The organism is Deinococcus deserti VCD115 (genome assembly GCF_000020685.1).
Taxonomy (GTDB): domain Bacteria; phylum Deinococcota; class Deinococci; order Deinococcales; family Deinococcaceae; genus Deinococcus; species Deinococcus deserti.
Window position 1 is genome coordinate 938,024 of sequence record NC_012526.1, and the last position, 14,184, is coordinate 952,207.

A 14,184-nucleotide genomic window follows, 5' to 3' on the forward strand; every position below is an offset into this window, starting at 1 on the left:
TCTGGAGGAGCAGCCTATGTGCTAGGCTCCTCCTCCAGTTTTTGTGGTGAATGCTAATCTGCCTCCTCAACAGCTTGATATGCGTAAAAAGGCAGCAGGTCGAGCTTCCCGCGAATCCAGATACATGCGCTACACTCGGCGCATCACAGCCTTTGTCGTACCTTCACAATCCGTTCCGAAAGACGATGTACTTCCAATACAGCCGTCGTTTTTCCAAGGAGATTCAATGAAAAAGACCCTGCTGACCCTGACCGCCCTGGCTCTTCTGACTGGTAGCGCTGAAGCGCGAACCTGGGAGGAGATCAAACGGAGCGGAACCATAAAGATTGCCACTGAGGGTGCTTTCCCCCCTTTCAACATGATCAAGGGCAAGCAGCTGACTGGCTTTGAGGTCGATCTGGCCAAGGAGCTGGCCACGCAGCTGGGCCTGAAGGTTCAGTGGGTAACTCAGCCCTTTGACAACCTGCTGATCGGCCTGAACCAGGACCGCTATGACTTCGTGATTGCCAGCCATGGCATCACGCCTGAGCGGGCCAAAGCTGTGAACTTTGCCAACCCCCATTACTGCACCGGCGGCGCTATTGTGACGCGCCCGGGTGGCCCGATGACCGCCGCCGCGCTGAAGGGGAAGAAGGTGGCCGTGCAGGTAGGCACCACCTACCTGGAAAATGTCCGCAAGGTCCCCGGCGTAGGGGACGTTAAGACCTTCCCCAAAGACACTGATGCCCAGGCCGCCCTGATGGCCGGCCGGGTGGACGCCTGGGTGGGCGACAAGTTTACCGGTATTGATCTGGTCAAGGCGCAGAAAGGGAAGGTCATTCAGGGAGACATGCTGTTCAAGGAGAGCATCGCTATGGCGGTCAAGAAGGGCAACAGCGGCCTGCTCAAGGAACTGAACGCGGCTCTGGCCAAGGCACTGACCAACGGCAGCTACGCCAAAATCAGCAGCCAATACTTCGGACAGGACGTCCGCTGCAAATAAGGTGAAGTCAGGGGTCTCGTTCAGGCCTCTGAACAGCGGGATGAAAGGAGGGGCGCCCGGTTGCGCTATGGCCGGGCGCTCCCTTCCTGCCTGAGGCCCCTGAACCTTTCTGCAGTCAGTTACGGTATGCCATGCTCCAGACCATGAACGAATTTCCTGAACGTCACGACCTGCTCTCCATCTACAGGAGCGTGCTGTGACGGCCCCCAGAATCAGCGCGCCGCGTCAGCCAGCGGGATCGCGCAACCTGCTGCTCTGGCTCCTTGGGGCCGCTGCCGCCTTCCTGGCGTTGTTCGGCGTGATTACCCTGATTCTCCGCCAGATGCCTGACCCTATCGGGCCACGGGCCGACCTGTTTGTCGAAGGTGCCCGCATGACCCTGCAGCTGACGGTGGTAAGCGGGGTCATTGGCCTCGTCATTGGCATGATTGCCGGGATTCAGAAGACCAGCAGCAACTGGCTGGTGCGCGCGCCCGCCAGCCTGTTTATCTGGTTGATTCGCGGCACCCCTCTGCTGGTGCAGATCCTGTTCGTGTATAACGCCTTGCCACCCCTGCTGGCCGCAATCGGCCTGAAAGTTGAGCTTAACGAGTTCTGGTCTGCGGTCATTGCGCTGGCTCTGAACGTGGGTGCGTATAACGCTGAAGTGATTCGTGCGGGGATTCTGGCCATTCCAAGGGGCCAGACAGAAGCCGCGCGTAGTCTGGGTCTCAGCGGTGGGCTGACCATGAGCACGGTCGTCCTGCCGCAGGCCCTGAGGATCGTGGTTCCCCCGCTGGTCAACAATCTGGTGGCCCTTCTCAAGGATTCCTCGCTGGCCTCGACCATTGCGCTGCTGGAACTGTCGCTGGCCGGGTCGCGGGTCTCCAGTGAGAGCTTCCAGCCTGTACCTGTGCTGACCACCATCGCTGCCGTCTATCTGGCGCTGACCACCGTGATGACCCTCTTTACCGATCAGCTGGAAAAGCGGGTCAAGGTTGCCAGCCGCTAAAGCAATGTCCGCCCAGGTCCTCGTTCAGGCCGGGCTTAGGGGCTGAAGAAGCGCCAGAACAGAAGTGGCTGGAGATTCATTCTCCGGCCGCTTCTGTTCTGGCGATTGCTTCTCCAGGCCCGGTCAGGCACCTGGAGTGCTGGGTGGAATGGGCGGCACAGTGCGCCCCTGGTGCGTGCGGCTGGGTAGCCAGTACCGTTCCATCCAGCGTTTGAGCAGCGTGGCAAATGGGATGGCCAACAGGGCGCCGCCGACGCCGCCCAGTGCCAGTCCCACCAGCAGCGCGATCAGAATGGCCGCAGCGCTGAGCCGCATCGTGTGACCCATGATCAGTGGCCCCAGCACGTTTCCCAGCAGCTGATTGATCAGAAAGTAAAGCCCGGCGACCAGCAGAATGGTCGTGGTGCCCATCGGAATTGCCTGGAACATTGCCAGAATCGAGGCCAGAACAATACCGACGTAGGGAAACAGGTTGATGACGCCGCTGAGCAGGCCGATTGCCAGCGGATTCGGCACTTTGAGCAGCAGCAGGCCGGTGGTGGCCAGGACCACGCAGGCGATCAGCAACAGCAGGCTGCCTCGAAGGTAGGAACCGAAGCTCTCACTGACGTCTTCAGAGAGTTGCAGGGCAGTAGGCTGCCAGGCACGCGGAAGTATCTGTAACATGCTGCGCCCTATGCCGTCGTAGTCGATCATGAAGTACATCGCCAGCGTCACGATGAACCCGACCTGCCCGAGCCAGCCCACCAGATTGCTGAGGGTTTTCATGACGGTCGGGCCGGTGCTGAGCAGCCGTTCGGCCAGTGGCCCGGCATTCTGCGTGATGTCCTGGACTTCGCGGTCAATGTAGGTGGTCAGCGTTTCTTTGAGCCCCTCGGTTCCTGGCAGGCGGTCCAGACGGTCCAGCAGGTTGACCAGAATTTCCTTGAGGCTGCGTGCCAGCTCTGGGACGTTATTCAGCATGCCGTTGATTTGCGAGCTTACAGTCATGACAACAGCCGTAACCAGCAGGATCCCCAGCACCAGCAGAAGCAGCACGCCGATCATCCGCCGGACCCGGTGCCTTTCCAACCAGGTCAGCAGGGGATTGCATAAAAAAGCCAGGCCGTAGGCCATGAACACGGTAAACAGGACGCTGGCCAGAAGACTTGAAGCACGCAGCACTACCCACAGCAGAAGCGGAAGCAGCACGATGTAGACGGCCAGTCGCACCGTGGGCCGGGCCCAAAGTGCCAGGACCAGGTCGGGGACACTGCGGGCCTGCCCGAGAGAGGACCCGGGTTCAGGAGGCGGTGAGGAAGCTGCGGAGGAAAGTGGGTTACTGCTCACCCTCTCATCCTGCCATCTGCGGCCCAAACAGACGCGTCCCCCACCAATTGGTCAGGGACGCGTAAAGAGAAGGATGAACCTAGAGGTGCGGCATTCAGGCGGCGCGGGTAACTGGAGAAGGAGGTCCTGTCCGTCCCGCTTTCTGCCAGAAGTACACCAGGGCAATCAGCGCCAGCGCTCCCAGGTTCCACACGATGTCCGTGGGAATAATCAGGATGAACGACGCCACCAGCAGCAGCAGTGTCTGCACCAGATTGGTCCGGCGGTGCAGGAACCGAAGGGTGCCCGCACTGAAGGCGACAAGACCGATAAAGGCAAACAGCACCATGGGAATGGCCTCACCCAGCGGCAGGCCTCCCAACCGGTTGTTGGCGATAAGCAGCAGCTGCGGATTGAAGAACATCATGTAAGCCAGCAGGGCGGTCCGTAGCTCGTATTTGAAAGCCTGCACCCCGGTTTTTACTGGGTCGCCCCCCGAAATGGCCGCCGCCGCAAAGGCGGCCAGCGCTACTGGCGGCGTGCTGTCGGCCATGATGCCGAAGTAGAACACGAACATGTGGACCGGCAGCATCTCGGCCGGGTTGCTGGTATCCAGGCCGGCGATACGCGCAATGATCGGCACGATCAGGGCGCTCATCAGAATGTAGTTGGCGGTGGTGGGCAGGCCCATGCCCAGAATCAGAGCAATCAGCTGGCCCATCATCAGGACCACCAGAATCCGCACGAACTCATTGGCAAACAGGGCCGATACTCCTTCAACCACATCCGCCAGCCCAAAGCCCAGCCCCGTGACTGTCACGATGCCAACGATAATTCCGGCTGCGGCAGTTGCAACGGCGATGCCGACCATGCTGCGGGCTCCGGCCTCGAAAGCATCAATCAGCTTGCGACCGCCGTCCAGGAAACTCCGCAGCGGGGTGCGGCCATCTTTGCGTCCCCAGAACACCTCCTGGACCAGCATCATCACCACCATGATCAGAATGGTGTACAGGGCAATCCGCTCCGGGTTGGCATCCGGGTTGGAGGTCAGAACGCCGATCAGGTAACCCAGAGGCAGGATGTAATACCAGCCTTCAAGCAATGTTCTGCGCACCGGAGGCAGCTCGCTTTTCGGCAGGCCCCGCAGGTTGAGCTTCAAGGCCTCAATGTGGGCCACCACCAGCAGCGCCGCATAACATAGGAAGGCAGGAATTGCTGCCGCCAGAATCAGGCTGCGGTATTCGATGTTCAGGTTCTGCGCCATGATGAACGCCGCTGCGCCCATGACCGGCGGCATCAACTGACCATTGGAAGAACTCGCAACCTCGATGGCGCCGGCCTTCTCGCGGCTGTATCCGGTACGTATCATGGTCCCGATCGTGATATTGCCGCCCGTCACGACATTGCTGACGGAAGAACCACTGATGATGCCGTTCAGGCCGCTCGACACGATACTGGCCTTGGCTGCCCCGCCCCGGAAACGCCCCAGCAGTCCCTGCGCCACACGCATAAACCAGTCGCCGGCACCCATCTTGTCAAAAACAGCCCCGAACAGCACGAACAGAAAGACGATCTGTGCACTGACGCCCAGCGCCGTTCCGAAGATCCCTTCGGTATTGGTGGCCAGCTGACCGATCAGCTGCGGCCAGGTGTAGCCTCCGTGAAAGGGCGTCTGGATGCCTTTGATCAGCCCTTTTGCCCCCATGAAGGCAAACAGGATGAATGCCATCGAAATCAGCGGCATGGCAATGCCAATGGTGCGCCATGCAGTCAGCAGCAACAGGACCACCAGAGCGCTGCCAGCAATCAGGTCCAGCGGTACATCGGCGCGAATGCCGCCGTTCCCAGCGATGTTGGCGTACTGTGCCACAAAATACAGCGCGCTGCCGGTGGCAGCTGCGCCCAGCAGCCAGTCAGACCAGGGCACCCGCGTCTGAGGCTGCCCTGGCGTCTTCCGGAAGGGAAAAACCAGAAACGCCAGCGCGAATGCGAAGGCCAGGTGAATTGCCCGGAGGGTCGTGGGGACCATCGTGCCGTTCCAGGCCGCGTACATCTGAAACAGACACCAGCCCACCGCAATAATGGTGACAAGATGCTGCTGCCAGCCGAACAGTTTACGCCCACCGGTTTCAGCGGCTTCCACTATCTCGATGGCGCGGCGCTCACCTTCGGTCATGGGGGTGTGATGATGTGGTCCGCGGGCGTCCAGGCTGGGATCGCTGCTGACCGGTCTTGTTGGATCACTCATAGGTGACTCATCCTCCTCGAATGAGAAAGGGCCAGTCGCACGGGTGCTGGCGACTGGCCCAGAAGGCAGGCCCTGTAAGAGGCCTTAGCGGACGTTCTGCCCCTGCTCCTTCCAGAACTTCAGGGCTCCGGGGTGCAGAGGCGTAGGCAGGCCTTTGACCGCCTTGGCATCGCTGTAGTTGATCGAAACGCTGGGGTGCAGGGCGCGCAGACCCTTTTCGTCACTGAAAATGGCCTTCATGGCCTTGTACACGGTGTCGTCGCTCAGCGCCGTGGTGGTGACCAGCGTGGCCTGCACCGCGACGCTGGGCACCGTTGCGCCGACGCCCTTGTAGCTCTTGCCGGGGATGTTGTAGCGCACATAGAAGGGGTACTTCTTGATCAGAGCGCTGGCCTGGTTGCCGCTGACCGGGACCACCCTGACGTCCACGGTCTGGGCGATCTGGGTAATGGCACTGGCACCTACGCCCACGGTGTAGAACAGGGCGTCAGCACGCTTGTCCTGCATCAGGGTGATGCCCTGAGCGGGTGACACGCGCAGCGCCTGGCCCAGATCGTCGAAGCTCAGACCGTAGGCTTCGAGCACCTGACGGGCCGTCTGCTCGGTGCCGGAGCCCAGGTCGCCAATCACGACGCGCTTGCCTTTCAGGTCTGCAATCGAGTTGATCTTGGCGTCCTTGCGGGCCACGACATGCAGCACCTCGGGATACAGGACGGCCAGGCTGCGCACCTTGTTGTTGGCTTTGCCTTCGAAGGCCTGGATGCCTGTGCCCCGGTACGCATAGAAAGCCACGTCGTTCTGGACAATGGCCATATCCAGCTCGCCAGTAGCCAGGGCGTTCATGTTGAACACGCTGCCGCCGGTAGAACGGGCGTTGGCACGCAGGCCAGCGTTGCTGTCGTTGATCATCTTGGCCATGCCGGTGGCTACAGGAAAGTAGACCCCGGTGGTGCTGCCCGATCCGATAGTCAGAAAGCTGCCCTGGGCCAGCGCTGTGGCACTGACACCCAATACAAGTGCGGTCCCGATAATCTTGTGCGATTTTTTCATGTGTGATCCTCCTGGATTGACCCGTCCGGCTGCAACGGGCTTGCCGACGAACTGAATGCCGGAAATCCTACCATAAGGCCCTCTGAGCCACAGGAAGTTACCCCCCTACTGGGGAGTTGCAGGCACGGATGGTCCCGGCGCGGTCCGTGTAAAGTGACCCTATGACTCAGCGGGCCGCCCCATCCATCCACGCCCCCCCGAAGGCACTTTCTGAAGAGGGCCGGTCCAGCCCGGCTGAGGCTGGCAGCACGCCGATCATTATTGCGCAGGGGGTAGAGAAGCACTTCGGGACGTTTCATGCCTTGCGGGGCGTCAACCTGGAGGTGCGCAGCGGCGAGGTGGTCGTGATCATCGGTCCCTCGGGCAGCGGAAAAAGCACCTTCATCCGCACCCTCAACGCCCTGGATCCCCACGACCGCGGCAGCATCACCATCGACGGCATTCCCCTCAACGGCCGTCACAACCTCGACGCCATCCGCCGTGAGGTCGGCATGGTGTTCCAGAGCTTCAACCTGTTTCCGCACCTCAGCGTGCTGGACAACATCACCCTGGCCCCCATCCGGGTTCGCCGCCTCAGCCGCGCCGAAGCAGAACAGCGTGGCCTGGAACTGCTGCGGCGGGTGGGAATCGAGGAGCAGGCGCACAAGTTTCCGGCGCAGCTCAGCGGCGGTCAGCAGCAGCGGGTGGCGATTGCGCGGGCGCTGGCGATGGACCCGAAGATCATGCTGTTTGACGAGCCGACGAGTGCGCTGGACCCGGAGATGATCAAGGAAGTGCTGGACGTGATGAAGGAACTGGCGCGCAGTGGCATGACGATGCTGGTGGTGACGCATGAGATGGGCTTTGCGCGTGAGGTGGCCGACCGGATCCTGTTTTTTGATCAGGGCACGGTGGTCGAGGACACCACCCCCGAAGCCTTCTATCAGAACCCGCAGCACGACCGCGCCAAGGCCTTCCTCTCCAAAATTCTCGGCCACTAGGGAGCGGGACTGGGGTGCTCCGGCTGGCGGCGCCCTTGTTGCCCAGGAGAAACTGGCCCCGTGAAAGTTGCCTGACATGAGGCCCTGAAAGCGTTTATGCGTCGCGGCGCAGGCGACCGCATTGCCACCAGGCCAGGGCGCACAGTACCGCGCTCATGAGAAAGACCGGCGTGTACCCGGCCGCGTCAGCGACCAGACCGCCAAGAACCGGGGTGAACAAGGCGGCGCCGACCAGGGTATTCAGTGTGCCGATATACCGGCTGCGTGCTTCGGGCGGCGCGATGTTGAGCAGGTGGTTGGTATGGCCAAGGTTGAAGCCCTGAGCAGCCACACTGGACAGAACAAACACCCACAAGTACGCCCAGGCGCCCAGATCCAGCGCGCCAACCAGCAGGGCTGCCAGGGGAGCCAGCCCGTAGAACACGCTGGCGTAGCGGATGATCCGCCGTGAACCGTTGCGTTCGGCGACCCGCTGCCACATCACATTCGACAGTGGAGCAGCCCCCGTCAGCGCCATGACGAAGATGCCCAGCGTGGCAGCCGGGAAATTCAGTTCACGCAGTGCGTTGGCCGCAAAAAACGGTTCGCTCATACTGGCGCCGGCCAGCAGCAGCCTGACCGTAAGGAAGGCGCGGAAGTGAGGGTCCCTGAGCGTCTCCGGTATGGCCCGGAACTCGCCGCGTACGCCCTGGGCGACCAGCGGTGGGTCCGGGGGTTCCTGAATTCGCCCGAAAACCCAGTAGCCGAACGTAAAGGCCACAGTACCCAGCCCGAAAATCAGCGCATAGCTATAGGGAAATTCCAGCCCGGACGGCCCCAGAATCCAGCGGACCAGGAGCCCGGCGCCAAAGGCAAGCAGCCCGCCGTACAGATTGCGCGTGCCGAAAAACCTGGGCCGCCGCGCTGGGGGAACCGTCTTGCTGACCACCTCCAGGAAAGGCAGCCCGGATACGCCTGAAGCCAGGGCATTGATCAGCATGGCCAGCACGAACAGGCTCAGGCACAGGGTTGGGGTGTCGGCAAGGAAGGCCGCAACCAGCACCATGGCCAGGTAGGTCACAGTGCGCACCAGAGCCGCGGAACGGTACACCGGCAGTTTGTAGGGCAGCGGACGTACCCGCGCGGCCACCAGCAACTGCGGCAGCATCCAGCCGCCACCCGCGATGGCCGGCAGCAGCCCGATGACCCAGTTCGGGGCGCCCAGCCGCGCAGCAAATCCCGCCACCACGACGGAGACGCTCATAAAACCGTCGCCGGTAAACACCGCCCAGCCGTTCAGGATGCCCAGGCGCTCATTGCGGTTCCAGGCCGCCGGCCGTCCGGAGTGGCCAGGGGAGAGGGGCACCGGAGAGGGGGGATCGCTCATGTCTGTGCAGGCTACGCCACCTGAATCCACCGTGGCCTTGCCCCAGTCGGCTCACCCGGACGGCTTACCGGGGCCGCCTCTTTCGGGGGGCCTAGTTGCCCGGCAGGCGCAGGACACCTTCAAGCGCTTCATAGGCTTCCGGCTGAGCCAGGAAAACCAGTTCATCCTGTGCTGTCAGGCGCATTTCGGGCCGCGGCAGACGGACAGTGCCGTCGCGGACCACACCAACGACCTCGACGCCCGGCGGCAGGCTCAGAAGCGTCAGCTGCGCCCCGAGCCAGCTGCGCGGCACACCACGCCTGTACAGTTCACGTTCGGAGGCCAGGAGGGCGGCGCCGTCGCCTCCACGGTTTTCAGCTGGAGCGTCGAATGGCTGACCCGGCGCGGGCTCTGCGGCCTCAGGCACGCGACGGGCTGCAAAGCGGATGCCTTCGGGCAGCAGGACTGCTCCCCGGCGCAGCCCGCTGTCCTGACGTGAACCCACCTGCGAAGGTACGAGACCGGCGGTGCTGCTCAGTACGTGTGCCAGACCAGCAGCCAGCAGGAGTGCTGGAAGCAGCGCATCGCCGCCCCAGGCGACTGCCAGCAGCGCCGCTGCGACCGGCACGTTCAGCGTCACGGTCAGAAACGCGGTGGCTCCCACCAGTGCCGCTACAGCCGTGTCCAGACCCAGCATGCTGCCCAGCCCAGCGCCCAGTACGCCGCCGACCCCCACGGAGGGCAGCACTCCGCCGCCAAACGCCAGATGTGCGCCCAGGGCCAGCAGGAGCCAGCGCCACGCACCCTGGCCGGCGGCTTCGCCACTCAGGAATCCGGAGATTCCCAGCTGGGTCCAGCCCAGTCCGTCACCCAGCACCGCGGGAGTGCTGAAGACCGCCACGGCCGCAGTAATCAGGCCGAAGGCGCCGCCCAGTACCGGCCGGAGCCATCCGGCAGCGAGGTCCTGAGGGAAAGCCCGGACTGTCTGCAACAGGATCCAGCCTGCTCCCGTAATCAGAAGGGTCACCAGAGTGAAGGCCGGTACCTGAGCCATGGACGGCACCTGGACATCCGGCACACTCAGGAGCGGGTCAAAGCCAAACGCCAGTCCATAGACAGCGCTGCCTGCGACTGCTGCCAGGACGCAGGGCATCAGCACCTCGAATTCGAACTCGAAGCGGCGGTACAGGACTTCCACAATCAGGACCGCGGCTGCAAGTGGAGCGTGCAGGACCGTTCCCAGCGCAGCGGCAGCCCCGGCCAGGGTGAGGGTGCGCAGTTCTACAGCGTCGAGCTGTGCTGCGCGGCGCAGCAGGCTGGTACCCAGCTGCCCGACCAGGGTGAAGGCCGAGTCCCGGCCCACCATCAGCCCCGCGCTGTAGGCCACACCGGTGGCGGCCAGGGTCCGGCCCTGCTCGGCAGGTGAGGGCCACTGCCCACGTGCGTGATAGCCGCGGACCAGCTGAGTCAGACCGTCGCCAAGCTGAGCCGGGACCAGCCAGGCATACAGCGCACCGACCAAGGGGAGGGTCAGCAGGGACCACGGCAACACGTTTCCGAAGACCATCAGCAGGCCTCCCTCACCGGGAGTCCCAGGCGGAGCATAACCAGTCAGCAGAGCCACAAGTGGCGTGGCGGCGTCCAGTGCCAGACGAAGCAGAATGCACAGGCCACCCACCAGGGTGCCCAGTAACACACTGAGAACCACCAGTCGCCCGGTTTCCAGGCGGGTTAAAACGGCGCGGGGCAGCGGGGAACGCATCTCTGGCGTGCATGGTAGTGCAAAGATCCCCAGATGACGTTATCGGCGTCTTTGCGGCCGGGCTCTGAAGCATCAGTCATGCCCGATCTTGCCCAGGCGGCGATGACTGGCAAGTCGCCTGGGCGGTCCTCACCCCGGGTTTCCCTGATGCTTTTTTGATCCTGGCGCCCACGGCAGCAGTGTGAAGCAGGAGGTGTGCGAAGGAATCACGATGCTTTTTGACCTTGAGTTTCAGGCGCCGGTGCGCTGGCTACCGAGGTTCCAGTTTGTTGGCGGCTGCCAGTCCACTGCTTCTGAAAGCTGCCAGACCGAGATTTTGCACAGCTTCAATCCGGTGTTGTCGGTCCAGAGAAGAAGCGCAGTGCAGGCCATAAGGCGTTCTGAAGTCAGACCGGTTCGCTGATGGATCTGCCTGCTGATCAGTCGGCAGCCAGAGCGCAGAAGGTCAGATCCCAAAAGAGCAAGATGCAGAAGAGTGGGCCCTGGGGCCTGCTGGCGGCGAGCCCTGTTGACCTGGGACGGCTGGGTGCGAATGCCGATGACGCTGCGTTGCTGCACTCAAACCCTTGAGCTGCATGCCCAGAGGCTCTGCACACCGCCGAAACGAGTGCGAGTTTTGCTGCGCCGGAGGGGAAGATCCCGCATGAGTCAACAGGCTGGACTTCAAGAATCTTCGCCATGTCCTGTCCACATTAAGTCCCGGTAAAGCTGGTACGCGGGGGCTCCCAGCGTGCCCCACCTGTAAGATGAGGCCGAAAGTCAGGTTCGTGCCGTGTCCGCCTGGCGCCGCCGTCGGCACGCAATCGCCCGTCCCTGGCCTGAAAGGAGTTTTACCATGGCTTACGAACTTCCCCAGTTGCCCTACGCCTACGACGCCCTGGAACCCCACATTGACACCCGCACCATGGAAATCCACCACACCAAGCACCACCAGGCTTATGTGGATAACGCCAACAAGGCGCTTGAAGGCAGTGAACTGGCCAGCCTGCCAGTTGAGGAACTGATCCAGAAACTCGATCAGGTGCCTGCCGACAAGAAGACTGCCCTGCGTAACAACGCTGGTGGACACGCCAACCACAGCCTGTTCTGGCAGGTCATGGGCCCGGGTCAAGGTGGTCAGCCCAGCGGCGAACTGATGGAGGCGATCAACGCTGCCTTCGGTTCCTTCGAAGCCTTCAAAACGAAGTTTGAAGACGCCGCCAAGACCCGCTTCGGCTCCGGCTGGGCGTGGCTGGTCGTCAAGGACGGCAGTCTGACCGTCGTGAGCACTGCCAACCAGGACAACCCACTGATGGGAGAAGCCATCGCTGGAGTCAGCGGCACTCCGGTCCTGGGTGTGGACGTCTGGGAGCACGCCTACTACCTCAACTACCAGAACAAGCGTCCCGACTACCTCACTGCGTTCTGGAACGTCGTGAACTGGGACGAAGTCAGCCGCCGTTACGCTGCTGCCAGGTAAATCAGTTCATAAAAAGCCCCAGCCACGGTCGGCTGGGGCTTTTCTTACGCCTGAGCCTGCTTAGGCCAGGTCATTCAGGACATCGCGCAGGTCTTTTTTCAGACAGGTGAACATGGGTGTGTCAGACAGGGTGTAGTTGCTGGCCTCGGTGTAGCGCAGGCGGTGCACCAGATCCACAAATTCCTGCGGGTAGTCAGAGTCGAAGCTGACCACAAATTCCTGATCGTCGATGCCGTAGGAATAACTGGTATTGATGCGCACCCCTTTAAACGGTCCGGAGGCGTAGATGTGCTCGTCCATCATGCCCTGGCGGGCGTGAGGCGTCAGGTCATACCAGGCCCGGGTTTTGATAAAGGGGTAGATAAACAGGTACTTGCCCTGCCCCGGCAGAATTTCCAGGCCGTGCCCGCTGCCCTCGATTCTGTTGACGTACTGACTGCGCTTCTGCATGGCGATGTAGTTGTATGGCTGGGAAAGATAACCCATCATCCGCGTGCGGTTCAGGCGGGCCTGGGCTTCCTGAAGCTCGCGCAGATCAAAGGCAATACGCCACAACATCAGGTCCACGTCGGCACGTACGCCAGTCAGGCCATAGCTGCGCTGAATCAGGCCTTTTTCGGCAGGGGCGTCTTCGGTCCATCCAGCGGCAGCCGCCAGGAACTCTTCTTTGATCTCCTCGCGTTCTGCCTGAGGCAGACGCCGGAATGCCGGGTCCAGCTTGAAAAAAGCGTAATTCAGGAATTGCCGCTGCGCACGGTCGGGCTCGCGCTGCGTTACCTGACCACTGGGATCAAGATCCACCATCATCTTGGGCCGGCCGGGCTTGCCAGCCGGGGGACGCGTTCCGCCAGGCGCGCTGCCTTCTGCGGGTGCAGAGCTTTCCGTGGGGCGGTCATTTCCAGGCTGGCCGCTCATTGCGTGACCGCCATCAGAGACAGATGGGCATGAGGTGCGGTAGCTGATTGGCCGCCTGATGGCATGGTGGTCCGAAACGTCTTCATGATGTCCTCCAGTGATGTTGTCCTGCTGCGGTTTTTGGTAGCGGCATGATGCTTGAAGCTCTCCCGCCAACCACAGTCGTTCAGCATTTCAGGTTACTTCCGTTTTCTCTTGCTGTACCGGGCACAAGACGCTGCTCCGGGCGTTCGTTCAGCGCTGTGCCTGTCCTCAGCGACGACCCGCATGAAGTACCGTTCTGTTCTCCACGCCTGTTACTTTTTCACCGCCGGTACAGGACGTATTGCCCCGAACGACCGGTCAGGGAAGCCGGCCCAGCTTCAGCAGCCCGTATGCATCCATTCCCCTTCTTCCAAGGTAGCGCAAATGCGTGCCAGACGAGAGATTTTTATGCCCGGCGCATAGGCTTGACTGCACCTGAATCGCGCTGTATTCTGTTAACATCACCGTCCGCCAAGGGCGGATTTTTTGTTTCTCTGATGTGGCTTCCAGAGATCAGGGCGTCCAGTGACCCCTGGGGAACAGCAGAGTGAATTCCGGAACTGCCAGAGCAAGCACGGGCCTGTGGCGTGCAGGACGGGGAACCAGATCGCTCGCCTGACACCGGTGCTGCCGTGCCAGCCCTATCCAGCCATGCCCGGCAGGAGTGGTCAGTACCTGTCCTGGGCCGTTGAGGGCGGGTTGGGCCAGTGTGCGCCAGGGCGCCGGTATCCAGCGCAGGTTCATGGGAATATTCCAGGGGCTCTCGGAAAAGCTCAGATGGGCGATAACCTGACCCGGAGCGGCCGTGACCTGAACCTCGCCGGGCGTGCTCCAGTCGAATGACGCGAGCTTTTTCGGAATGGCCCAGTTGTGCCGTCCCCAGGTCATGCTGGCCTCCTGGCTGACCACGATGTGCCGGATCACCGGGTGCCCCAGCAGGCGCGTAGGCAGATCCAGCCACATCAGCTCGTCGTAGGAGCCAACCGGTGAAGTGCTGTACCTCACGAGCATCAGTGCTCCAGCGCGGGCACCGCCGCCCGGCGCGTACACGGCCAGGAAGGCGCGTCCGGTCAGGCGCCAGGGTGGGGGTGTCACACTGCCCAGGGTACGATGAACCCCC

At 62.1% G+C, this 14,184-nt stretch carries 11 protein-coding genes; 4 read left to right on the top strand and 7 right to left on the bottom strand.

Annotated features, from left to right (window positions below):
* The first annotated feature begins 226 nt into the window (after window positions 1-226).
* Window positions 227-982, top strand: coding sequence for an ABC transporter substrate-binding protein (locus tag DEIDE_RS04445; RefSeq protein ID WP_012692753.1), 756 nt, complete (start codon window positions 227-229; stop codon window positions 980-982).
* A gap of 196 nt (window positions 983-1,178) precedes the next feature.
* Window positions 1,179-1,973, top strand: a complete 795-nt coding sequence (locus DEIDE_RS04450) for an amino acid ABC transporter permease (RefSeq protein ID WP_012692754.1) — start codon at window positions 1,179-1,181, stop codon at window positions 1,971-1,973.
* A 123-nt stretch (window positions 1,974-2,096) separates the two neighbouring features.
* Here DEIDE_RS04450 and DEIDE_RS04455 read toward each other — a convergent pair whose 3' ends face one another.
* The 3 genes from DEIDE_RS04455 to DEIDE_RS04465 form a co-directional block, all read right to left on the bottom strand.
* A complete protein-coding gene (locus tag DEIDE_RS04455) occupies window positions 2,097-3,302 on the bottom strand; it encodes an AI-2E family transporter (RefSeq protein WP_162485398.1) in 1,206 nt (401 codons plus the stop codon).
* 94 nt (window positions 3,303-3,396) lie between these two features.
* Entirely contained in the window at window positions 3,397-5,529 is a 2,133-nt protein-coding gene (locus DEIDE_RS04460) for a TRAP transporter permease (RefSeq protein WP_012692756.1), read from the bottom strand.
* 84 nt (window positions 5,530-5,613) lie between these two features.
* Window positions 5,614-6,579 carry a TAXI family TRAP transporter solute-binding subunit gene (locus DEIDE_RS04465; protein WP_012692757.1) on the bottom strand — a complete coding sequence of 322 codons (966 nt, stop codon included), beginning with the start codon at window positions 6,577-6,579 and terminating at the stop codon, window positions 5,614-5,616.
* 161 nt (window positions 6,580-6,740) lie between these two features.
* On the opposite strand from DEIDE_RS04465, the gene DEIDE_RS04470 reads away from it, so the two are divergent.
* A complete protein-coding gene (locus tag DEIDE_RS04470) occupies window positions 6,741-7,559 on the top strand; it encodes an amino acid ABC transporter ATP-binding protein (protein ID WP_012692758.1) in 819 nt (272 codons plus the stop codon).
* Between the two features lie 94 nt (window positions 7,560-7,653).
* Here DEIDE_RS04470 and DEIDE_RS04475 read toward each other — a convergent pair whose 3' ends face one another.
* Both DEIDE_RS04475 and DEIDE_RS04480 read right to left on the bottom strand, forming a co-directional pair.
* Complete coding sequence (locus tag DEIDE_RS04475) at window positions 7,654-8,925, bottom strand: MFS transporter (protein ID WP_012692759.1); 1,272 nt, start codon at window positions 8,923-8,925, stop codon at window positions 7,654-7,656.
* A 91-nt stretch (window positions 8,926-9,016) separates the two neighbouring features.
* Window positions 9,017-10,666, bottom strand: coding sequence for a chloride channel protein (locus DEIDE_RS04480; protein WP_012692760.1), 1,650 nt, complete (start codon window positions 10,664-10,666; stop codon window positions 9,017-9,019).
* A gap of 835 nt (window positions 10,667-11,501) precedes the next feature.
* Here DEIDE_RS04480 and sodA point away from each other — a divergent pair.
* Entirely contained in the window at window positions 11,502-12,125 is a 624-nt protein-coding gene (sodA, locus tag DEIDE_RS04490; RefSeq protein WP_012692762.1) for a superoxide dismutase [Mn], read from the top strand.
* Between the two features lie 60 nt (window positions 12,126-12,185).
* Here sodA and DEIDE_RS04495 read toward each other — a convergent pair whose 3' ends face one another.
* Both DEIDE_RS04495 and DEIDE_RS04500 read right to left on the bottom strand, forming a co-directional pair.
* Window positions 12,186-12,932, bottom strand: coding sequence for a chlorite dismutase family protein (locus DEIDE_RS04495; protein ID WP_012692763.1), 747 nt, complete (start codon window positions 12,930-12,932; stop codon window positions 12,186-12,188).
* Window positions 12,933-13,577: 645 nt separating this feature from the next.
* Complete coding sequence (locus DEIDE_RS04500; RefSeq protein ID WP_162485399.1) at window positions 13,578-14,159, bottom strand: acetoacetate decarboxylase family protein; 582 nt, start codon at window positions 14,157-14,159, stop codon at window positions 13,578-13,580.
* Between the last annotated feature and the right edge of the window lie 25 nt (window positions 14,160-14,184).